The sequence below is a fragment of the Sphingomonas sp. Tas61C01 genome (assembly GCF_052567495.1).
Window position 1 is genome coordinate 973537 of sequence record NZ_CP199583.1, and the last position, 21643, is coordinate 995179.

22 protein-coding genes are annotated in these 21643 nt (G+C 67.3%); 11 read left to right on the forward strand and 11 right to left on the reverse strand.

Annotated elements, in window-relative coordinates; genetic code table 11:
• The first annotated feature begins 127 nt into the window (after nt 1–127).
• Together gyrA and ACT009_RS04530 are read left to right on the forward strand one after the other, a co-directional pair.
• Nucleotides 128–2875 (forward strand): DNA gyrase subunit A, encoded by a 2748-nt coding sequence (gyrA, locus tag ACT009_RS04525; protein WP_445193175.1) that lies wholly within the window; start codon nt 128–130, stop codon nt 2873–2875.
• Nucleotides 2872–3234: a DUF952 domain-containing protein gene (locus tag ACT009_RS04530; RefSeq protein ID WP_445193176.1), complete on the forward strand. Its 363-nt coding sequence runs from the start codon at nt 2872–2874 to the stop codon at nt 3232–3234. The genes gyrA and ACT009_RS04530 overlap by 4 nt, the downstream gene beginning before the upstream one ends.
• Before the next feature lie 50 nt (nt 3235–3284).
• On the opposite strand, the gene ACT009_RS04535 is transcribed toward ACT009_RS04530, so the two are convergent.
• Nucleotides 3285–4229: an IS110 family transposase gene (locus ACT009_RS04535; RefSeq protein WP_445193022.1), complete on the reverse strand. Its 945-nt coding sequence runs from the start codon at nt 4227–4229 to the stop codon at nt 3285–3287.
• A gap of 371 nt (nt 4230–4600) precedes the next feature.
• Nucleotides 4601–5032 carry a DUF488 domain-containing protein gene (locus ACT009_RS04540; RefSeq protein WP_445193177.1) on the reverse strand — a complete coding sequence of 144 codons (432 nt, stop codon included), beginning with the start codon at nt 5030–5032 and terminating at the stop codon, nt 4601–4603.
• A gap of 59 nt (nt 5033–5091) precedes the next feature.
• Between ACT009_RS04540 and trmFO the strand changes: the two genes are divergently transcribed.
• Nucleotides 5092–6456, forward strand: coding sequence for a methylenetetrahydrofolate--tRNA-(uracil(54)-C(5))-methyltransferase (FADH(2)-oxidizing) TrmFO (trmFO, locus tag ACT009_RS04545; protein ID WP_445193178.1), 1365 nt, complete (start codon nt 5092–5094; stop codon nt 6454–6456).
• On the opposite strand, the gene ACT009_RS04550 is transcribed toward trmFO, so the two are convergent.
• Nucleotides 6392–6856 (reverse strand): EF-hand domain-containing protein, encoded by a 465-nt coding sequence (locus ACT009_RS04550; RefSeq protein ID WP_445193179.1) that lies wholly within the window; start codon nt 6854–6856, stop codon nt 6392–6394. The two genes, trmFO and ACT009_RS04550, sit on opposite strands and share 65 nt — an antisense overlap.
• A gap of 52 nt (nt 6857–6908) precedes the next feature.
• Nucleotides 6909–7562 (reverse strand): squalene/phytoene synthase family protein, encoded by a 654-nt coding sequence (locus ACT009_RS04555; protein WP_445193180.1) that lies wholly within the window; start codon nt 7560–7562, stop codon nt 6909–6911.
• An 83-nt stretch (nt 7563–7645) separates the two neighbouring features.
• Here ACT009_RS04555 and ACT009_RS04560 point away from each other — a divergent pair, with 83 nt between their 5' ends.
• Entirely contained in the window at nt 7646–8212 is a 567-nt protein-coding gene (locus tag ACT009_RS04560; protein WP_445193181.1) for a TadE/TadG family type IV pilus assembly protein, read from the forward strand.
• Entirely contained in the window at nt 8209–8766 is a 558-nt protein-coding gene (locus ACT009_RS04565; protein ID WP_445193182.1) for a TadE/TadG family type IV pilus assembly protein, read from the forward strand. Before ACT009_RS04560 ends, ACT009_RS04565 begins: the two co-directional genes overlap by 4 nt.
• A 166-nt stretch (nt 8767–8932) precedes the next feature.
• On the opposite strand, the gene ACT009_RS04570 is transcribed toward ACT009_RS04565, so the two are convergent.
• Together ACT009_RS04570 and pdhA are read right to left on the reverse strand one after the other, a co-directional pair.
• A complete protein-coding gene (locus tag ACT009_RS04570) occupies nt 8933–10357 on the reverse strand; it encodes a pyruvate dehydrogenase complex E1 component subunit beta (RefSeq protein WP_445193183.1) in 1425 nt (474 codons plus the stop codon).
• The gene (pdhA, locus tag ACT009_RS04575) at nt 10357–11397 is read right to left on the reverse strand and encodes a pyruvate dehydrogenase (acetyl-transferring) E1 component subunit alpha (RefSeq protein ID WP_445193184.1); all 1041 of its coding nucleotides are present in this window, start codon (nt 11395–11397) and stop codon (nt 10357–10359) included. The genes ACT009_RS04570 and pdhA overlap by 1 nt, the downstream gene beginning before the upstream one ends.
• Nucleotides 11398–11554: 157 nt before the next feature.
• On the opposite strand from pdhA, the gene ACT009_RS04580 reads away from it, so the two are divergent.
• From ACT009_RS04580 to ACT009_RS04595, 4 genes are all read left to right on the forward strand, one after another.
• Nucleotides 11555–12871 carry an MFS transporter gene (locus ACT009_RS04580; protein ID WP_445193185.1) on the forward strand — a complete coding sequence of 439 codons (1317 nt, stop codon included), beginning with the start codon at nt 11555–11557 and terminating at the stop codon, nt 12869–12871.
• Entirely contained in the window at nt 12868–13788 is a 921-nt protein-coding gene (gene cysK / locus ACT009_RS04585; RefSeq protein WP_445193186.1) for a cysteine synthase A, read from the forward strand. Before ACT009_RS04580 ends, cysK begins: the two co-directional genes overlap by 4 nt.
• The gene (locus ACT009_RS04590) at nt 13785–15215 is read left to right on the forward strand and encodes a cell wall hydrolase (RefSeq protein ID WP_445193187.1); all 1431 of its coding nucleotides are present in this window, start codon (nt 13785–13787) and stop codon (nt 15213–15215) included. Before cysK ends, ACT009_RS04590 begins: the two co-directional genes overlap by 4 nt.
• Before the next feature lie 91 nt (nt 15216–15306).
• Entirely contained in the window at nt 15307–15570 is a 264-nt protein-coding gene (locus ACT009_RS04595; RefSeq protein ID WP_445193188.1) for a hypothetical protein, read from the forward strand.
• A gap of 78 nt (nt 15571–15648) precedes the next feature.
• Here the strand turns inward: ACT009_RS04595 and ACT009_RS04600 are convergent, their stop codons facing one another.
• The 5 genes from ACT009_RS04600 to ACT009_RS04620 all read right to left on the reverse strand — a co-directional run bounded on the left by ACT009_RS04600 (nt 15649) and on the right by ACT009_RS04620 (nt 19220).
• Nucleotides 15649–17460, reverse strand: coding sequence for an acyl-CoA dehydrogenase C-terminal domain-containing protein (locus ACT009_RS04600; RefSeq protein ID WP_445193189.1), 1812 nt, complete (start codon nt 17458–17460; stop codon nt 15649–15651).
• A gap of 3 nt (nt 17461–17463) precedes the next feature.
• Nucleotides 17464–17889, reverse strand: coding sequence for a MerR family transcriptional regulator (locus tag ACT009_RS04605; protein WP_445194015.1), 426 nt, complete (start codon nt 17887–17889; stop codon nt 17464–17466).
• 31 nt (nt 17890–17920) lie between these two features.
• On the reverse strand, nt 17921–18412 hold the full coding sequence (locus tag ACT009_RS04610; RefSeq protein WP_445193190.1) for a hypothetical protein: 492 nt from the start codon (nt 18410–18412) through the stop codon (nt 17921–17923).
• The gene (gene hisI, locus ACT009_RS04615; RefSeq protein WP_445193191.1) at nt 18409–18765 is read right to left on the reverse strand and encodes a phosphoribosyl-AMP cyclohydrolase; all 357 of its coding nucleotides are present in this window, start codon (nt 18763–18765) and stop codon (nt 18409–18411) included. Before hisI ends, ACT009_RS04610 begins: the two co-directional genes overlap by 4 nt.
• Nucleotides 18766–18965: 200 nt before the next feature.
• Nucleotides 18966–19220: a DUF7218 family protein gene (locus ACT009_RS04620; RefSeq protein WP_445193192.1), complete on the reverse strand. Its 255-nt coding sequence runs from the start codon at nt 19218–19220 to the stop codon at nt 18966–18968.
• 129 nt (nt 19221–19349) lie between these two features.
• Here ACT009_RS04620 and purF point away from each other — a divergent pair, with 129 nt between their 5' ends.
• A complete protein-coding gene (purF, locus tag ACT009_RS04625) occupies nt 19350–20813 on the forward strand; it encodes an amidophosphoribosyltransferase (RefSeq protein WP_445194016.1) in 1464 nt (487 codons plus the stop codon).
• 16 nt (nt 20814–20829) lie between these two features.
• Nucleotides 20830–21540: an SDR family NAD(P)-dependent oxidoreductase gene (locus ACT009_RS04630; protein WP_445193193.1), complete on the forward strand. Its 711-nt coding sequence runs from the start codon at nt 20830–20832 to the stop codon at nt 21538–21540.
• Nucleotides 21541–21643 lie beyond the last annotated feature (103 nt).

Consider the following 21643-nt stretch of genomic DNA (forward strand, 5'->3'; position numbering starts at 1 on the left):
CTCCCGCCTTCGCGGGAGCACAAATGCGGTCGGTGCACCTGAGCTCTACACCCCCCGCCGAGCGTGACATTCGCGTGACGAAGGCCTAGAAAGACCCGGTTCCCGTAACAACCTGAAAGCGTGAAACTTGGCCGACGAGACCCTGCTCGCCGAACCCTCCGACATTTCGACGATCTCGATCGTCGACGAGATGAAGTCGAGCTATCTCGACTATGCGATGAGCGTCATCGTGGCGCGCGCGTTGCCCGACGTTCGCGACGGGTTGAAGCCGGTGCATCGCCGCATCCTGTTCTCGGCGTCGGAAAGCGGCTTCGTCACGGGCAAGCCGTATCGCAAGTCGGCGCGTATCGTCGGCGACGTGATGGGTAAATACCATCCGCACGGCGACAGTTCGATCTACGACGCGCTTGCGCGGATGGCGCAGGATTGGTCGATGCGGGTGCCGCTGGTCGATGGCCAGGGCAATTTCGGCTCGATGGACCCCGATCCCCCCGCAGCGATGCGCTACACCGAGGCGCGGCTCGCCAAGGTGGCCAACGCGCTGCTCGCCGATCTCGACAAGGACACGGTCGACTTCCAGCCCAATTACGACGGCTCCGAGCGCGAGCCGACCGTGCTGCCCGCGCGCTTCCCCAACCTGCTGGTGAACGGCGCCGGCGGCATCGCGGTCGGCATGGCGACCAACATCCCGCCGCACAATCTCGGCGAGGTGATCAACGCCTGCCTCGCCTATATGGATAACGGCGCGATCACGACCGAGGAACTGTTCGAGATCGTCCCCGGTCCCGATTTCCCGACCGGCGCGATCATTCTCGGCCGCGCCGGCGCGCGGTCGGCCTATTCGACCGGCCGTGGCTCGGTGATCGTCCGATCGCGCCACGTCGTCGAGGAAAACCGCGGCGACCGGCGCTCGATCGTGCTCACCGAGATCCCGTACCAGACCGGCAAGAACGGCCTGGTCGAAAAGATCGCCGAAGCCGCGAAGGACAAGCGGATCGAGGGCGTCAGCGACATTCGCGACGAATCGAACCGCGAAGGCGTGCGCATCGTCATCGACCTGAAGCGCGACGCGACCCCGGAGGTCGTGCTCAACCAGTTGTGGCGGCACACCCCCGCACAGTCGAGCTTCCCCGCCAACATGCTCGCGATCCGCGGCGGTCGGCCCGAACTGCTCAACCTGCGCGACATCATCGAGGCGTTCGTCCAGTTCCGCGAACAGGTCATCACCCGCCGTTCGAAATACGAACTGGCGAAGGCCCGTGACCGTGCGCATCTGTTGCTCGGCCTGGTCATCGCGGTCACCAATCTCGACGAGGTCGTCCGCATCATCCGCGGGTCGTCGTCGCCCGCCGAGGCGCGTAACGCGCTGCTCATGCGCGAATGGCCGGTCGAGCAGATCGCGCCCTATATCCGGCTGGTCGAGGCGGTCGAGCACAAGCAGGAAGGCGGCGTCTATCGCCTGTCGGACCTGCAGGTCCGCGCGATCCTCGACCTGCGCCTCCATCGCCTGACCGCGCTAGGCCGCGACGAGATCGGCGGCGAGCTGAAGACTCTCGCAGAAACGATTGCCGAGCTGCTCGATATCCTCGCCAACCGCGTCAAGCTGTTCGAGGTGATGCGCCAGGAGCTGATCGCGGTGCGCGACGAGTTCGCCACCCCGCGCCGCTCCGAGATCGCCGCCGCCGCCGACGGCATCGACGACGAGGATCTGATCGAGCGCGAGGACATGGTCGTCACCGTGACCATGGAAGGCTATATCAAGCGCACTCCGCTCGAGACGTTCCGCGCGCAGGCCAAGGGCGGCAAGGGCCGCGCGGGCATGGCGACCAAGGACGCCGACGCGATCACCAACCTGTTCGTCACCTCGACGCACACACCGGTGCTGTTCTTCTCGAACCACGGCAAGGTGTACCGGATGAAGGTCTGGCGCCTGCCCGAAGGCGGGCCGGCGACGCGTGGCCGGCCGATGATCAACCTCCTGCCGCTGGCGGCGGGCGAGGTGGTGTCCACCGTCCTGCCGCTGCCGGAGGACGAGGCGACCTGGGGCGACCTGCACGTCATGTTCGCGACCGCCAAAGGTTCGGTGCGCCGCAACTCGATGGACGCGTTCGCCAATATTCGCACGTCCGGCAAGATCGCGATGAAGTTCGAGGAAGGCTCCGAAGACCGGCTGATCGGCGTTTCGCTGCTGACCGAGACCGACGACGTGCTGCTTGCCACCAAGAAGGGCCGCGCGATCCGCTTCGCCTCGACCGACGTACGCGAGTTCCAGAGCCGCGACTCCACCGGCGTACGCGGCGCGCGGCTGGGCGACGGCGACGAGGTGATCTCGCTGTCGGTGCTGCACGGCTTCGACGCGACCCCGCAGGAGCGCGAGGATTATCTGAAGGCGGCGCCGTGGAAGGAAGGCGATCGCGAGATCACACTCTCCACCGATCGCATGGCCGAATTCGAGGCGGCGGAGGAGTTCATCCTCACCGTCACCGCCAACGGCTATGGCAAGCGGACATCGGCCTATGAATACCGACGCACCAATCGCGGTGGCCAAGGCATCACCAACATCGTCAGCTCGGATCGGAACGGCCCGGTCGTGGCGAGCTTCCCTGCGCACAATGGCGAGCAGCTGATGCTGGTCACCGACCAGGCGAAGCTGATCCGCACCACCGTCGGATCGGTCCGGGTCACCGGGCGGAATACGCAGGGGGTCATCCTGTTCCGCGTCGCCAAGGACGAACACGTCGTCGGTGCGGCGCGGATCGAGGAAACCGAAAGCGAGGCCGAGATCGACCTGGGCGACGGCACCGTCGTGGGAGAGGCGACACCGGACGCGGAGACCGACGAGAACCTCGCCGCCGGCCCGGACGACGGTCAATGAGCGGCGGCGCGCCGGCGGACACCACCGCCTACAAGGTGCTGACCGCCGAGGAGATGGCGACGCTGGAACGCGACGGCAGCTTCGCGGGTGCTCCGGTGGACGTGGCGGACGGCTACATCCATCTATCGACCTGCGAGCAGCTGACCGAGACCGTCGACAAGCATTTCGTGGGTCAGGACGACCTGTACGTCGCCGCGGTCGATCTGGGCGCATTCGGCGGTTCGCTGAAGTGGGAGGAGTCGCGCGGGGGGCAGCTGTTCCCCCATTTGTACGAGCCGCTGCTGCTGGAGACCGTGGTTGCGTACGGCAAGCTGCAGCGGAACGATGATGGCAGCGTGAGGTTGCCGGTTACGGGGTGAGGTGAGGTGGGGCGGGGCTCCGGCGCTCGGCAAAACGCACCGTCATCAACTCAGTTCATCGCCATGGTGTCGCGGATGCGTGCGTTGGCGATGACGAGGAGTTTTCGCATGACGGCGACGAGGGCGACGATCGGTTTCTTGCCGTTTGCGATCAGTCGTTTGTAGAAGCTTTTGAGGGTGGGGTTGTGTCTGGCCGCGGCGAGGCCTGCCATGAAGAGGGCCTGCTTGACCTCGGGCCTGCCACCGCGGGTCCTGCGGTAGGCGTCGTGGCTGCCGCTCTGTCTCGGATGTGGCGCGAGGCCGGCGAGCGCGGCGGCCTGGCGGCGTCCGAGGGTGCCGAGCTCGGGCATGAGGGCGACGAGCTGGGCGGCGGTGGCGGGGCCGATGCCGGGGATGGCGCGCAGGGTCGTGGCGGCCCGGTTCAGTGGTTCGCAGGCGTCGATCAGGGTCGCGATGTCGGCGTCGATGCCGGCGATCTCGGCATCGAGCGTGGCGAGGATGCGCTGCAGGCGGGGCGCGACCGGTGCCGTGCCGGGCGCCTGTAGCCGGTTGCGGCAGGCGACGCGCTGGCGAACGCACTCGCGCCGGGTCGAGACCAGCAGGGCGAGCTGGTCGCGCTGCTCGTCGCGGGGCTGCCAGCGCGCCAGCGCGCCGTGCCGTTCGCGCCCGTAGGCGGCGAGCGCGCGGGCGTCGATGCCGTCGGTCTTGCCGAGGATCCCGAACGAGCGGATGAAGGCCTTCACCTTGCGGGCATCGGCACGGTGCACCGGGCGGCCGGCGGCGACCAGCGCGTTCAGCAGGCCGGCCTCGTAGCCGCCGGTGGCTTCGCAGACGACCAGGCCCGTCGGCTCGAGCGTGCCCGCGAAGTCGGCCAGCGCCTGGGGATCGTTGGCGATCCTGGTCGTGCGTCCGCTTCGGCTGTCGAACACGACGATCTCGGCCTTGCCGACATCGCAGCCGATAAAGCTGTCGGGAATGGTAGCAGAATCATGCATCGGACATTATCCTCCAGTGGCTTGTGATCGTCTGCGGGCGTGGTTTTCACCAGTGGCCCAGGCAACTCACCAAGCGTCAAGGCGAAGCGGATAGCCGACCAAGATGACGACGGGCGCGAGCCCAACCCCGGAACGGTCCAGCTATCCGCGCCCGGGTCGGGTGGCCACCCGACCCGGGCATCCCGCTTATGCGCGGAACGAGCGACTTCTAAACTGGCGATAACAGACAACCCCGGACTTGATCCGGGGTCCCGCTAAGCCCCAGATCCGAAGGTCGTGGGTTCCTTCAAAGCGGGACCCCGGATCAAGTCCGGGGTGACGAAGATGAGTAGGGCGTCGAAAGGTGTCACCGCAAAGGCAACCCCGCCCCCTCACGCATATAGATCCACCACCGCCACCCCCTCGCCCACCGCGTCCAGCAACAGCCGTCGGTGGCAATGGCAAGGGTCCCGCTCGAAGCACAGCAGCGCGCTCGGCGTCTCGGCCGCGAGCCCCAGCATGATCGCCGCCTGCGCCTGCGCTTCTGGCAGGTCGAGCTGTTCGGCATAGACCGCCTCCAGCGTGGCGACGTCGCCCTTCTTCGCCGCGTCGCGTCCACGCTTGGGGGTGCCGAGCGCCTTCAGGTGGACATAGTCGATCCCCGCCTCCTTCAGGCTCGCCGCCAGCGACGACTTGGAGAAGCCCGGCCGGCGCGACAGCGGCAGCGCGCGGACGTCGATCACGCGCTTCACCCCCGCGGTCGTCAGCGCGGCGAGGAAATCGGCCATCGTCGTGGCTTCGTAGCCTATCGTGTAGATCGTCATGATCCCGAGGTGGCATTGCGGGCCTGACACGGCAAGCGCGGCAGCGTATCGACGCAGGCATGACCCACGACATCCACATCATCGGCGGCGGGCTCGCCGGATCCGAGGCCGCCTGGCAATTGGCGGAGGCCGGGCACAGGGTCCGCCTGTCGGAAATGCGCGGCGGGGGCGAAGAGACACCCGCGCACCGCACCGACGGGCTCGCCGAACTGGTCTGTTCCAACAGCTTCCGCTCGGACGACGCGGAGAGCAACGCCGTCGGGCTGCTCCACCAGGAACTCCGCACCCTCGGTTCGCTGATCATGCGCGAGGCGGATCGCCACCGCGTGCCCGCGGGATCGGCGCTGGCGGTCGATCGCGACCTGTTCTCGGCCAGCGTCACCGATGCGATCGCTGCGCACCCCAACCTCGATCTCGTCCGCGAACGGGTCGACGCCCTGCCCGCCGGCCCCGCGATCATCGCGACCGGGCCGCTGACCGGCGCCTCGCTCGCGGGCGCGATCGGCGACGCGACGGGGCGCGAGGCGCTCGCCTTCTTCGATGCGCTGGCGCCGATCGTCCACCGCGAATCGATCGACATGGAGATCGCCTGGTTCGCCTCGCGCTGGGACAAGGGCGAGACCAAGGATTACATCAACTGCCCGATGACGAAGGACGAATACCTCGCCTTCCACGCCGGGCTGATCGCGGGCGAGAAGTCCGCCTTCAAGGAATGGGAAAAGGACACGCCCTATTTCGACGGCTGCATGCCGATCGAGGTGATGGCGGAGCGCGGGGTCGACACGCTGCGCTACGGCCCGATGAAGCCGGTCGGGCTCGACGATCCCAAGACCGGCCGCTGGCCCTATGCCGTCGTCCAGCTGCGCCAGGACAATGCCCAGGCGACCTTGTGGAACATTGTCGGCTTCCAGACCAAGCTCAAGCATGCCGAGCAGGTACGGCTGTTCCGCACCATCCCCGGGCTGCAGAATGCCGAATTCGCGCGGCTGGGCGGGCTGCACCGCAACACCTTCATTCGCTCGCCAGAACTGCTCGACGGAACGCTGCGGCTGAAGTCGCTCCCCAACATCCGCTTCGCCGGCCAGATCACCGGGTGCGAGGGCTATATCGAGAGCGCCGCGATCGGGCTGCTTGCGGGTCGGTTCGCCGCCGCCGATCTGGCCGGCGCGACGATCGCGCCGCCGCCGGTCACAACCGCCCTCGGCGCGTTGCTGGGCCACATCACCGGCGGCGCGGAAGCCGCGACATATCAGCCGATGAACGTCAATTTCGGGTTGTTCCCCCCGGTCGAGGGCCGCAAGAAGGCCGACCGCAAGCGCGTCTACACCGATCGCGCGCGCGCCGCGCTCGCCGACTGGATCAACCCTCCTCGTCCGTCCCCTGTGCTCGTGCCGGCGGACAGCGCGGAGCCGGTTTCCGCTTGACCGCGGTGGTCGCGAACTCGGCGGGGGTCATCGCGCCCGATCGGTCGCGATCCGCAGCGGTGAACTTGGTGGTCGCCTTAACCGCCCATTCCTCGAACGACAGCTTGCCATCACCGTCGGTGTCGAGCCGCGCGAACGCCTTGCGGCGTTGGGCGAGATATTCGTCGCGGGTAATGCCCCCATTTTCGTCCTTGTCGTAGCGCCCGAAGCGCCGTTGTTCGCGGGTCTCGGCGGTCGCCTCCGGCGCTGCGTCGGGCAGCGCGGCCGCGCGTTCCCCCTGCGTCGCGACCGGCCGAATCGGCAGCACCGCCGCCTTGGGCTGCTCGCGCCCGACGACCAGGATCCCCGCGACCACCGTCGCCGAGATCGCCCCCGCCCCTGCCAGATAGCGCCACATCATCGTTCCCTCCCTTTGCAAGGAGGATAACAGACGCACACGACGACGCAATGATTCAGCGGCCAAACATCCTAAACGACAACACTCTACGTATCTTTACGTAAGCACTGACAGTATCAGCATCAAGCATCATCAGTAATGCCAGCAGTCCGATTGGGCGAAGTGCTTTGCTCCATCTCGAAGAGAACGCCAAGCTTAGCGCAACATCTGCATCCGTACGTACCGCCACCGCATCGGTCGCCGACGAAATGTTGGCAGCGAGATCGCCCAAGGCCCAGCCCCGCCCCGCTTCGTGGAGCATCGCGACCTCCGCCGCACCCAGCACCCGCGCCGCCGCCGCGAACAGCGTACCCCCGCGCAAGACCGCATAGTCGGCCAGGCTGCCGTCGCTCGCATAGCCATCGTGCAGGATCATCATCCACCCCTCCGCCATCGGCGCCAGCGCCGCGCCCGACACGCCGCGCGGCAACAGCAGGCGTCGCACCTCGACCAGCACCGGCTCGGCGGGGGCGGGCTGTCGCTCGTCCAGCGCGGTCAGGGCGTCGCGCCACCAGGTCAGCCGCATCTGGCCGACCAGCGGCTCGCGGGTCGATCGCACGATGTCGCCCAACCGCTCGTCGAGCGCGAACAGCACCGCGACCGCCTCGCGCGCACCTGCCGGCGCATGCCGCAGCACCAGCCGCTGCGCCTCGCTACGGAGCTCAGCCACGATCGTCCTCCGCCGGCCGTTCCGCCGTTGAGGGATTGGTAATCATGGGCCGGTATTTTCGGTGATCGATTGGAGCTGTCCCGTTGCCGAACCCGTTAGCCCGTATCCGACCGCTCCGCCTCGGCGCAACTGCGTCGCTGCGCCGCTTCGGCCGCGATCGGCGCGGCGTCACGATCATCGAATTCGCGTTCGTCGCCGGGCCGCTGATGGCGTTGCTGATCGCGATCCTCCAGGTCAGCCTCACCTTCTTCGCGCAACAGAATCTGGAAACCGCGGCCGAAAAGAGCACCCGCGTGCTGATGACCGGCGAGGCGCAGCAGGCGAAGATGTCCGCGGCCGACTTCAAGGCACTGACCTGCGCGCAGCTGCCGACGTTCATGAAATGCGCCAATCTGATGGTGGACGTCAGCGTCGCCACCAGCTTCTCCGCCGCCAACATCGCGTCGCCGACCATCACCTACAATGCGTCCGGCCAGCCTAACAACGCCTGGTCGTACAATGCCGGCGTACCCGGCGACATCGTCATCGTGAAGACGATGTACGTGTGGGATACCGCGCGAGGGCCGCTCGGCTTCGACCTGTCGACGCTCAGCGGGGGCAAGCGCCTGCTGATCGCCACCTCGGTGTTCAAGACGGAGTTCTACTCATGATCGCCCGCGCCGCCACGATGATGCGCCGCCGCTCGGCCGATCTACGGCACGACGAAGGCGGCGTCGCGCTGATCGAATTCGCCTTTTCGGTGCCGATCCTGATGCTGTTGTTCGTCGGCGGGTACCAGCTCAGCGACGCGCTGTTCGCCTATCGCAAGGTCACGCTCGCGACCCGCACGATCAGCGATCTCACCACCCGCTATACCAAGGTGTCGAACTCGGACCTCGACATGATCCTCAACGCCAGCCAGCAGGTGATGTCGCCCTACCAGCCGTCGGCGGCACAGATGACGGTGTCGCAGATTGACACCGACGACAAGGGTATCAGCAAGGTCGCCTGGAGCCGCGGCAAGAACACCTCGGCGCTGGCGGTGAATTCGGCCTTCACGCTGCCGACGACGATCAAGCAGAACAGCACGTCGCTGATCGTCAGCCAGATCGTCTATACCTACACGCCGATCATCGCGAGCGGCGTCCTCGGCACGATCCCGCTGAAGGAACAGATGATCATGAGCCCGCGCGCGTCGGACAAGATCCCGCTGGATAACGGGTAGGGCCAACACGTCGATGGCGTCCGGCGGAAACGCTCCCTCCAGCACTTGGTCCGCGAGCGGTCCCCTTCCCCCGCTGAAGCGAGGGAGGATCTAAACTCCTCCCCCACCAAGGGGCGAGTTGGCGCCGCGCAGCGGTGACGGAGGGGGAGGTAACTCCTGTACCCCCTCACCCCCGATGCAGGACCTTCCGTACGGTCGCCAGGATCTTGTCCACGCTGATCAGCGCGTCCTTCTCCAGGTTCGCCGCATAGGGCAGCGGTACGTCCTCGTTCGCCACGCGCATGACCGGAGCGTCGAGGTCGTCGAAGCCCTCTTCCATGCAGATCGAGATGATCTCCGACGCGATCGAGCAGGTCGGCCAGCCTTCCTCGACGACGACCATCCGGTTGGTCTTGGCGAGGCTGGTGAGCACCGCCTGCTTGTCGAGCGGGCGCAGCGTGCGCAGGTCGATGACCTCGCAATCGATCCCCTCGCCCGCCAGCGTCTCGGCGGCGTCGAGCGCAAGGCCGACGCCGATCGAATAGCTGACCAGCGTCACGTCCTTGCCCTCGCGCATCGTCCGCGCCTTGCCGATCGGCAGCACCCAGTCGTCGAGCTTCGGGATCTCGAAGGTGCGACCGTAGAGCAGCTCGTTCTCGAGGAAGACGACCGGATCCTCGGTGCGGATCGCGGCCTTCAGCAGGCCCTTGGCATCGGCGGCGTCGTAGGGCGCGATCACGATCAGCCCGGGGACGCTCGCATACCAGGGCGCATAATTCTGCGAATGCTGCGCGCCGACTCGCGAAGCCGCGCCATTGGGGCCGCGGAACACGATCGGGCAACGCATCTGGCCGCCCGACATATAGTTGGTCTTCGCCGCAGAGTTCACGATGTGATCGATCGCCTGCATCGCGAAGTTGAAGGTCATGAACTCGACGATCGGCCGCAAACCGCCCATCGCCGCGCCGGTGCCGACCCCCGCGAAGCCATATTCGGTGATCGGCGTGTCGATCACACGTGCGTCGCCGAACTCGTCGAGCAGCCCCTGCGTGACCTTGTACGCACCCTGATACTGCGCGACCTCCTCGCCCATCACGAAGACGCGGTCGTCGCGGCGCATTTCCTCGGCCATCGCGTCGCGCAGCGCCTCGCGCAGGGTGAGCTTGACCATCTCGGTGCCCGCGGGAACGGCGGGATCGAGGCGACCCTTCTGCTCGGCAGCGGCGACCAGCTGGGTGGTCCCGGTCTCGGCCTTTTTCGGGGCATCGGGCAGCGCCGGCTCGGCCTTCTGGTCCGACGGCGTTTCGCTTGGCGGCGCGGACTCGGCGGCGGCAGGCGTCGCCTCGCTCGCCTTCTCGCCCGGTTCCTCGCCCTCGCCGTTCAGCGTGGCGATAACGGTGCCGACCTTCACATTGTCGGTGCCCTCGGCGATCAGGATCTTGCCGATCACGCCCTCGTCGACCGCCTCGAACTCCATCGTCGCCTTGTCGGTCTCGATCTCGGCCATGATGTCGCCAGACTTGACGCTATCGCCTTCCTTCACGAGCCACTTGGCCAGCGTGCCCTCCTCCATCGTCGGGGAAAGCGCGGGCATCTTGATCTCGATACCCATCAGTACGACTCCACCAGCACGTCGGTGTAGAGCTCGCCCGCCTGTGGCTCGGGGGTGCTTTCCGCGAAATCGGCGGCCTCGTTGACCTGCTTGCGGATGTCCTGCTCGACCTGCTTCAACTCGTCTTCCTTCACGCCCTGTTCCGCGAGCAGCTTCTTGATGTGTTCGATCGGATCGCTCTTCTCGCGCACCGCCTGCACCTCTTCGCGGCTACGATACTTGGCGGGATCCGACATCGAATGGCCGCGATAGCGATAGGTCTTCATCTCGAGGATGATCGGCCCCTTGCCCGCGCGGACCCAGGCGAGCGCCTCCTCCGCCGCGCCGCGGCAGGCGAGCACGTCCATGCCGTCGACCTGGATGCCGGGGATGCGGAAGCTCTCGCCGCGGCGATACAGCTGATCCTCGGCGCTGCTGCGGTTCACAGACGTGCCCATCGCATACTGGTTGTTCTCGATGACGTAGATCACCGGCAGCTTCCACAGCTCGGCCATGTTGAAGCTCTCGTAGACCTGGCCCTGGTTCGACGCGCCGTCGCCGAAATAGGCGAGGCAGACGCCGCCGTCATTCTTGTACTTGTGGCTGAAGCCGAGCCCGGTGCCGAGCGACACCTGCGCGCCGACGATGCCGTGGCCGCCGTAGAATTTATGCTCGACGCTGAACATGTGCATCGAACCGCCCTTGCCCTTGGAGATCCCCGCAGCGCGGCCGGTGAGCTCGGCCATCACGTCCTTCGGCGGGATCCCGCACAACAGCATATGGCCGTGATCACGATAGCCGGTGATCACGCTGTCCTTGTCCGACAGCGCCGATTGCAGCCCGACGGCGACCGCTTCCTGGCCGATATAGAGGTGGCAGAAGCCGCCGATCAGGCCGAGTCCGTAGAGCTGCCCGGCCTTCTCCTCGAAGCGGCGGATCAGCAGCATTTCCTTGTAGAACGCGATCAGTTCGTCGCGGGTCGCCTGATAAGGCGTCGGTTCCGACGGCCGCTCGCGGTTCGGAATGGCGGGTTCGGCGGAGAGAGCGGGGGCTTTTGCCACGTATAAACCTCGAAGGTCCTTGGGGAGGAGCGCTGCCTATAGTCCGGCAACGGCGCGAACATCAATTGCGCAAGGCAATCCGGCGTACCGATCGGTTGGGCACGGCCAAGCAAGCGTTGTTGTCGCCGGGGCGTCCGGGCGATTAAGGCTGCGCGCGATGACCCTACCCTCGCCGACCGCCGATGCTCCCGCCGCGCGCCCGCCGCACCCCCTGACGATCGCCAATTTCCGCGCCTATTTCGCCGCGCGCTTCGCGATGACGTTGGCGCAGAACGCGATGATCATCGTGATCGGCTGGCAGACCTACACGATCGCGCGGCAGACCATGTCGCCCAGCGCCGCCGCCGCGCAGCTCGGGTTGATCGGGCTGCTCCAGTTCCTGCCGCTGTTCGTGACGACGCCGGTGACGGGGCTGGTCGCCGACCGATTCGACCGCCGCTGGATCGCGCGGCTCACCGTCACCCTGCAATTCGCGTGCGCGCTGACGCTGGCGCTGGTGACTTACGAGAACGCGATGTCGCTGCCCGTGCTGTTCGGCATCGCCGTGCTGCTCGGCGTCGCGCGCGCCTTCGCCGGCCCTGCCTTCTCTGCGCTCGCGCCCAATCTCGTGCCGCGCGAAGTGCTGCCGACCGCGATCGCGCTGTCGTCGATCTCGTGGCAGGTCGGCACGATCATCGGCCCCGCGATCGGCGGCTATGCCTATGCGCGCACCCCGTCCGCCGCCTATTTCCTCGCCGCATCGCTTTTCGCCGTCGCAGCGGTCGCGATGTTCATGATCGGCAAGGTCCCCCGCGCCAACCAGGTCGGCCGCGCCCACCCGCTGAAGGCGATCGCCGACGGCATGGCCTATGTCTGGCAGAACAAGCTGGTGCTCGGCACGATCACGCTCGATCTGTTCGCGGTGTTCCTGGCAGGCACCAGTGCGCTGCTGCCGATCTACGCGCACGACATCCTGAAAGTCGGCCCGACCGGACTCAGCGAACTCGCCGCCGCCCCCGCGGTCGGCGCCGCCGCGGTCGCGTTGGTCTTCTCGGTCCGCCCGCTGAAGCACAATGTAGGTCCGCGCATGCTGGTGTCGGTGCTGGTCTACGGCGCCGCGACGATCGCGTTCGGGCTGTCGACCAGCATGCCGCTCAGCCTGTTCGCGCTCGCGGTGACGGGCGCCGCGGACATGTTCTCGGTGTATATCCGCCAGTCGCTGATCCAGCTCCACACTCCCGACGAGATGCGCGGGCGGGTAGGCGCGGTGTCGCAGCTGACGATATCGGCCTCCAACGAACTCGGCGAGGCCGAATCGGGATTTCTCGCCGCCGGGTTCGGCCCGGTCGGCGCGGTGCTGATCGGTGGTGGCGGAGCGATCGTCGTGACCCTATTATGGACCTTCCTCTTCCCCTCGATCCGCCAAGCCCGGAGCTTCGATCCGCCCGCGACGTTGATCGATCCCGCGCCAGTCAAACCGGAGCCTGCGCCATGAAAGCCACCACGATCCTCGATACGATCGGCAACACCCCGCACGTTCGGATGTCGAAGCTGTTTCCCGATTCGGAGGTCTGGATCAAATCGGAGCGGTCGAACCCCGGCGGCTCGATCAAGGATCGCATCGCGCTCGCGATGATCGAGGCGGCCGAGGCCGACGGCAGCCTCACGCCCGGCGGCACCATCATCGAACCCACCAGCGGCAACACCGGCGTCGGGCTGGCGATGGTCGCCGCGGTAAAGGGCTACAAGCTCGTGCTGGTGATGCCCGAGAGCATGTCGCTCGAGCGCCGCCGCCTAATGCTCGCCTATGGTGCGACCTTCGACCTGACGCCGCGCGAAAAGGGCATGAAGGGCGCGATCGAACGCGCGCTGGAGCTGGTCGATCAGACCCCGGGCAGCTGGATGCCCCAGCAGTTCGAGAACCCCGCCAACATCGAGGTCCATGTCCGCACCACCGCGCAGGAAATCCTCGCCGACTTCGCCGATGCGCCGATCGACGTGCTGATCACCGGGGTCGGCACCGGCGGCCACATCACCGGCGTCGCCGAAACGCTGAAGCAGCATTGGCCGCAGCTGAAGGTCTTCGCGGTCGAGCCCGCCGCCTCGCCGGTGATCGCCGGCGGTCAGCCCGGCCCGCATCCGATCCAGGGTATCGGTGCGGGGTTCATCCCGCGCAATCTCCACACCCAGGCGCTCGACGGCGTGATCGAGGTCGATGCGGCGGTCGCCAAGGACATGGCCCGCCGTTCCGCGACCGAGGAAGGCATGCTGGTCGGCATCAGCTCGGGCGCGACGCTCGCCGCGATCCTGCAGAAGCTGCCCGACCTCCCCGACGACGCCCGCGTGCTCGGCTTCAACTACGACACCGGCGAGCGCTATCTGTCGGTCCCGGATTTTCTGCCCGAACAGTGAGCCCCGCCCTTCCCGCGCGCGTCACCCCCCGGGTGCGCGCGATCCTCTCCGGCGTCGCGATCCTCGCGATCGCGGCGCCCGCCTATGTGGTGACGCACGCGCCCGCGATCCCCCATCGCGTCCGCGTGCCGCTGCCCCCCAAGCGAGTCGTGCCCCAGGCCGAGCTGCCGCCGGTCGAGCCGGTCGAGTTCGTCCGGCTCTCGATGGACGACGCCCGCGCCTATAACGATCAGATTCCCTTCTCCACCGCGCCAAACCCCGCCGCGCGGCCGTTCCGCTTCGCCGGCACCGGCGACGATCGCGCCCGCGCGCTCGATTGCCTCGCCACCGCGGTGCTCTACGAGGCCGGCGACGACACCCGGGGCGAGCGTGCGGTCGCGCAGGTCGTGCTCAACCGGTTGCGCCACCCCGCCTTCCCCAAGACGGTGTGCGGCGTCGTGTTCGAGGGCTCCGAACGCAGCACCGGCTGCCAATTCAGCTTCACCTGCGACGGCGCGATCGCGCGCTGGAAGCCGAACGAGGCCGGATGGCGCCGCGCCCGCGAGGTCGCCGCCGCGGCGCTCGCCGGATCGGTGTACAAGCCGGTCGGCTATGCCACGCACTACCACACCGACTGGGTGGTGCCGTACTGGCAGTCGAGCCTGGTCAAGCTCGCTGCGGTCGGCTCGCACCTGTTTTTCCGATGGGAGGGCTGGTGGGGCACGCCCCCGGCGTTCGACCGCCGCCAGATCGCGGGCGAACCCGCAATCGCGCAGCTCGCCGCGATCTCCGACGCGCATCGCACCGGCGCCGCGCTCGCCGAGGCCGACGCCGCGCTGGCCGAAGGCGCCGCCGCGACCGGGACGATTTCCGGTCCGCTCGCCAGCGATCCCAACAGCTTCCTCGTGACGCTACCCGCCGGCCTGATCGCGGAGAGCTTCCCCCAACTCGCCGAGCAGACCTGCGGCGACCGCCCGCTGTGCAAATTCTCCGCCTGGAGCGACCGCGCCCGTACGCCTGCGACCCTGCCGCTCGAACCTCAGCAGATCGCCACGATGACCTTCAGCTATCTGCGCGACCGATCGACGGGCTACCAGAAGGCGTTGTGGAACTGCCAGCAGATCAAGCGAAACGATCCCACCCAATGCATGAAGGTGCAGGTGCTGATGACCGGATCGCCGGTGGTGGCCGCGCCAGCGCTCGCGGCGGGCGAGCCTCGCGCGCCGATCGAGCTCGGTGGGGTGCGGCGGGTGAAGGACGCCAGGCCTGGTACCAGCGCCATCATCGAACCCGTCAGTCAGTTGGCGCCGGATCGCCCCCTGGTGATCAAGCCACTCGGCAAGGCGCAATCGGCAAGACCCGCAATACCCGGACCGACGTCATCGCCGAAGATTACGCCGGTCTCCCGGGCCCCTTCTCCGCCGGCGGCCGCCACTAAAATGCCCTGAGTAGAGCCGTTTACAAAAGTATATTTGAACAAGACCGCGTTCGACCCGTTCTGACGCCTGCGACGTGTATGTTGCAGCAACGGAGAACCTCATGATCCTCAAATCGCTTGCGATGGCCTCAGCCGGCCTCGCACTTGTCGCAGCGCCGGTCGCCGCGAGCGCCGCCACGGCAACCAACCCGGCGTCGAGCCTGTCGGTCGCCAAGTCGGTTCGCGCCGGAACGACGACGTCCAAGTCGAACAAGATCGGCGGCGCGAGCACGATCCCGCTCCTGATCGGTGCCGGCATCATCGCCGGCGTGACCTATCTGATCGTCGATAACGAGAACGACAACGACAATTCGGACAGCAACTGATCCGAGTTGACGGTTGACGGACGACCCTCAGGGCCGTCCGCGATGAAGGGCGCGCCGCCGATCTCGGTAGCGCGTCCTTTATGCCGCCAGGAACATCGCCGGCGGCAGCGCCATCAGCGACTCCGCGCCGCCCTCGATCTTGCGCCGCAGTGCGCCGGCTTCGGGCACGATGCGCTCGGCGAAGAAGCGCGCCGTCATCAGCTTGGCGTCGAGGAAGCCTTCACCGAACTGCCCGCTGTCGCCCGACGTCTTCAGCGCGGATGCCGCCACCGCCATGCGCAGCCACATCAGCCCGACCGCGACGATCCCCATCAGGTGGAGATAGCTGGTCGCCCCGGCGCCGACATTGTCCGGGTTCTTCATGCCGTTCGCCATGAACCACATCGTCGCCGCTTGTAGCTCGCCATTGGCGCGTTCCAGCGCGGTCGCGATCGTCGCGGTCGCGGGGTCGGCTTTTGCCGCGGCGACTTCCTCGCCGACGATGCGGAACAGCGTCTGCACCGCGCGGCCGCCATTCTGCGCCAGCTTGCGACCGACCAGGTCCATCGCCTGCACCCCGTTGGTGCCTTCGTAGATCATCGCGATCCGCGCATCGCGGACATACTGCTCCATGCCCCATTCGGCGATGTAGCCGTGCCCGCCATAGACCTGCTGCGCGTTGGTGGCGATCTCGTAGCCCTTGTCGGTGCCGTAGCCCTTGATCACCGGGGTCAGCAGCCCGATCAGGTCGGCCGCGACCTCGCGATCCTCCTCGCTGGTCGCGACATGTTCGAGATCGACCTGCAGCGCGCCCCACAGGCACAGCGCGCGAAGCCCCTCGGTCAGCGCCTTGCCCTCCATCAGGATGCGGCGGACGTCGGGGTGGACGAACAGCGGATCGGCCTTCTCGGTCGGCTCCTTGGGGCCGGTCAGCGCGCGGCCCTGGCGACGATCGCCCGCATAGGCGACCGCGTTCTGATAGGCGGTCTCGCCCACCGCCAGTCCCTGCAGCCCGACGCCGAGCCGCGCCGCGTTCATCATGATGAACATCGCCGCAAGGCCCTTCATCTCGTCGCCGACCAGCCAGCCGATCGCGCCGTCGTAATTCATCACGCACGTCGAATTGGCGTGGATGCCCATCTTGTGCTCGATCGAGCCGCAGGTCACCGCGTTGCGCGCGCCGAGGCTGCCGTCCGCCTCGACCATGAACTTGGGCACCACGAACAGCGAGATGCCCTTGGAGCTGTCGGGCGCGCCCGGGGTCTTGGCGAGCACCAGGTGGATGATGTTCTCGGTCAGGTCGTGCTCGCCCGACGAGATGAAAATCTTGGTGCCGGTGATCGCATAGGATCCGTCGGCCTGCGGCTCGGCCTTGGTGCGGATCAGGCCGAGATCGGTGCCGCACTGCGGCTCGGTCAGGTTCATCGTCCCGCCCCATTCGCCCGACACCATCTTGGGCACGTACATCGCCTTCTGCTCGTCCGAGCCCTTGGCGATCAGCGCGGCGATCGCGCCATGGGTGAGCCCCGGATACATCGCGAACGCCATGTTCGACGAGATCATGTATTCCTGGAACGCGGTCGAGACGACGTGCGGCATGCCCTGCCCGCCATATTCGGGCTGGTTGCCGAGCGTCGCCCAGCCGCTCTCGACATATTGCTGATACGCTTCCTTGAAGCCCGCCGGCGTGGTGACGCTGCCGTCGGCATGGCGGGTGCAACCCTCCTGGTCGCCCGACTGGTTGAGCGGGAACAGCACGTCGGCGACGAACCGCCCACCCTCCTCCAGCACCGCGTCGACGATGTCGGGCGTCGCGGCCTCGAAGCCCGGCAGGTTGGCGTAGTTGCCGAGGTTCAGGACATGATCGAGCACGAAGCGCGTGTCGCGGACGGGGGGCGTGTACTGGGGCATGGCTTATCCTTGGTGATCCTGGGCGCGACCCGCCTCGAGCAGGTCGACGAAATCGGTGAGTTCGGAAATCGCGGCATCGATGTCGTGCTTCTGCGCCTCGAGCAGCGCGATCCGCGCACGGCCGCGATCGATCGCGACCTGGCGTTGCAGACGCCGCCCGTCGCCGACATCGTAGAGGTCGATCATCTCGCGGATCTCGCCGAGGCTGAAGCCGACGCGCTTGCCGCGCAGGATCCAGGCGAGCCGCGCGCGATCGCGATGAGAATAGATCCGCTGGGTGCCGCGGCGCTGCGGCGCGATCAGCCCTTCGTCCTCGTAAAAGCGCAGCGCGCGCGCAGTGACGCCGAACTCCGCGCACAGATCCGATATCGAGAAATCCTCGCGGTCGACGCGCGGTTCGAGGACGGCATAGGCATGACTGGAGGCCATGCTGCTCACCTACCTCTCCTTTACGTCAACGTCAAGCGCCGCAGAGTGGCTTGCCCGTGCCGAGCCGTAGCGTCGATGCTTCCGCGGCGGAGGCGCTGATCCGGTCGACGGTGACCGCTGCCAGCGATGCCCGCCCCGCGCAGACGCGCTCGCATTCAACCGGCAGCTCGGCCGGGAAGACGATCCGGTCGCCGTCGATCCGTGCAGCGAAGCGACAGGCGCCGAACCTGATATCGAGCCGGCCGCCCGACCGAGCTGCGGTGCCCGCGGCGGCGCAGCTCTGCCCCTCGCCATAATCGACCACTGCGCCGACGCGGTAGTCGCCGCCGCTGCCGGGCACCACGCAGAGCCGGTCGGTGTCGCGGCCCCACGACCCGACCAGCGACGCCGTCTCCCCGCCCGGCACCAGCCCCGCTTCCCGCGCCGCCGACTCGAGCCGCGCGCCCGGCGTGTCCGCCTGCGTCTGCCCCGCGCGATCGCCGCAGCCGGCGAGCAGCAACGCGGCGATGACGATCGCCCTCACGCGATCCGCACCAGATCGTCACCCTCGATACGCCGGTAGAAGCAGGTGTCCGCCCCGGTGTGGCAAGCGGGTCCGGCGGGATCGGCGACGATCCAGATCGCGTCCTGGTCGCAATCGATCCGCAGCTCGACGACACGGAGCACGTTGCCGGAGCTCTCGCCTTTCTTCCACAGCCGCGCCCGGCTGCGCGACCAGAAATGCGCCTCGCCAGTCGCCTGCGTGGCGGCAAGCGCCTCGGAGTTCATGTGCGCGACCATCAGCGGCGCGCCGTGGCGATCGACGACGACGGCGGTGATCAGGCCGGCAGCGTCGTATTTCGGGTCGAGGACGAGGGTGGTGTCACGGTCGGGCATGGCTGGGTTGGTAAGGGGTCGGTCGGCTGGGGACAATGTTCGGCCGATCAAAGGGCGGCGTCCAGCGGACAGACCCCCTCCACCACTCGCTGCGCGAGCGGTCCCCCTCCCCCGCTACGCGAGGGAGGAATTTAGATCCTCCCCCGCAAGGGGGAGGTGGCAGCCGTCAGGCTGACGGAGGGGGAGGTAACTCCGGGAGCTTACCGCCCATGCCCCCGGATCGCCTTCACCAACCCGGCCTTGTCCAGCTTCGACCGACCCTCGATCCCGATCTCCCGCGCCTCCTTCATCAGGTCCGCCTTGCTGCGGTCCTCGAGGGTCGTCCCCCGATGATGGAGCGTTCCCGCCGCCTTGGCATTGGCGATCCGCGCCGCCTTCTCCTTGGAATTGCCCTGCGCGATCAGGTCCTCGTACAGCTTGTCGTCTTTGATCTGCGCGCCGTGGTCCTTCGCCATGTTCCGCTCCTCCTGCTCTCCGCCCAGAACCCGCCTTGCGACGGATCGCTCCCGAGCGATGTGACAAAGAGGCGACAAGCCCGCCGACAGCGGCTATGGGCCCGCATGCACCACGTGAGCGACCCCGCGATGCTGACAACCAATCCGTATGACGACGACAAGCTGCGCGAGGAGTGTGGCGTCTTCGGCGTGTCCGGCAGCGACGGCGCCAGCGCCGCCGCGCTGGTCGCGCTCGGCCTGCATGCGCTTCAGCATCGCGGCCAGGAAGCCGCGGGGATCACCAGCTTCGACGGCACGAATTTCCATACCCATCGCGCAATGGGTCATGTCGCGGGCAATTTCGATCGCGACGACGTCATTCGATCCCTGCCCGGAGAGGTCGCCTGCGGGCATGTCCGCTATTCGACCAGCGGTGAGACTGCGCTCCGGAACGTCCAGCCGCTCTATGCCGAGCTGCAGTCGGGCGGCTTCGCGATCGCGCACAACGGCAACATCTCGAACGCGATCCGCCTGCGCCGCGAACTCGTCCGACGCGGTTCGATCTTCCAGTCGACCAGCGATACCGAGACGATCATCCATCTCGTCGCGACCTCCAACTACCGCACGCTGCTCGATCGCTTCATCGATGCGTTGAAGCAGATCGAAGGCGCCTATTCGCTGGTGGTGATGACGCCCGAGGGCATGATCGCCTGCCGCGATCCCCTCGGCATCCGCCCGCTGGTGATGGGCCGGCTCGACGGCGCGGTGATCTTCGCGTCGGAAACCGTCGCGCTCGACGTCTGCGGCGCGACCTTCGATCGGACCGTCGAGCCGGGCGAGCTGATCATCGTCCAGGGTCACGAGATCCGATCGATCCGCCCGTTCACGCCGATGGCGCCGCGGCCCTGCATCTTCGAATGGGTGTATTTCTCGCGCCCCGATTCGATCGCGGGCGATCAATCGGTCTATACCGTGCGCAAGGAGATCGGCGCGCAGCTGGCGGCCGAATCGCCGGTCGATGCCGACCTCGTCATCCCGGTTCCCGATTCGGGCGTGCCAGCCGCGATCGGCTATGCCCAGGCATCGGGCATCCCGTTCGAGCTCGGCATCATCCGCTCGCATTATGTCGGCCGCACCTTCATCCAGCCCGGCGACAAGGTCCGCCATCTCGGCGTCAAGCTGAAGCACAACGCCAACCGCGCGCTGATCAAGGGCAAGCGCGTCATCCTGGTCGACGATTCGATCGTGCGCGGCACCACCAGCCTCAAAATCGTGCAGATGATGCGCGATGCCGGCGCGGCGGAGGTCCATATGCGGATCGCGAGCCCGCCGACCCGGCACAGCTGCTTCTACGGGGTCGACACCCCCGAACGCGCCAAGCTGCTCGCGGCGAAGCACGACGTCGGCGGGATGACCGACTTCATCCATGCCGACAGCCTGGCCTTCGTGTCGATCGACGGGCTCTACAAGGCGCTGGGTGAGGCGCACCGTGCCGACATCCGCCCCAAATATTGCGACGCCTGCTTCACCGGCGACTACCCGACCACGCTCACCGACCAGGACGAGAGCGTGTCGGTCGATCAGTTCGCGCTGCTCGCCGAGCGCGTCATCTAGATATTCGGAGGATCGTTTGACCGTTCAGCCTCTCGCCGGGCAGCTGGCGCTCGTCACCGGCGCGAGCCGCGGCATCGGCGCGGCCACCGCGATCGCGCTCGGCGCCGCGGGGGCGCACGTCGTCCTCACCGCGCGCACCGCCAAGGGGCTTGAGGAAGTCGAAGAGACGATCTTCGCCGCGGGGGGATCGGCGACGATCGCACCGCTCGATCTCGCCGAATCGGACAGCATCGCACGCCTCGCGACCGCGATCGGCGAACGCTGGACGGCACTCGACGTGCTGGTGCTGAACGCCGCGATGCTGGGTTCGCTGGCGGCGGTACCCGCGATCGATCCCAAGGAGCTGGCGCAGGTCCTGACCCTCAACGTCAGCGCGCAGGCGGCCATGATCGCCGCATTCGATCCGATGCTGAAACAGTCGCAGGCCGCGCGCGTGATCGGCGTGACCTCCAGCGTCGGTCGCGACGCGCGCGCCTATTGGGGCGCGTACGGCGCCTCCAAGGCGGCGTTCGAGACGCTGCTGCTGGCGTACGGCGACGAGGTCGCGCAGATCAGCCGCATCCGCACCATGATCCTCGACCCCGGCGCCACCCGCACCAAGATGCGCGCCCGTGCCTATCCCGGCGAAGACCCAGCGTCGGTGAAGGACCCGCAGGTGGTAGCGGACCGTATCGTCGCGCTGGCGGTGACAGGGTTCGAGGACGGGCACCGCGAGCGGGTTGGCTAATTCCTGACCCGCCAAATCAAGTATCGCGTTCGATAGGGCTGCTCGGTGAGCCGCAGTCGTCGCGAGATCCCCCCCCTAATCATCGTCACCCCGGACTTGATCC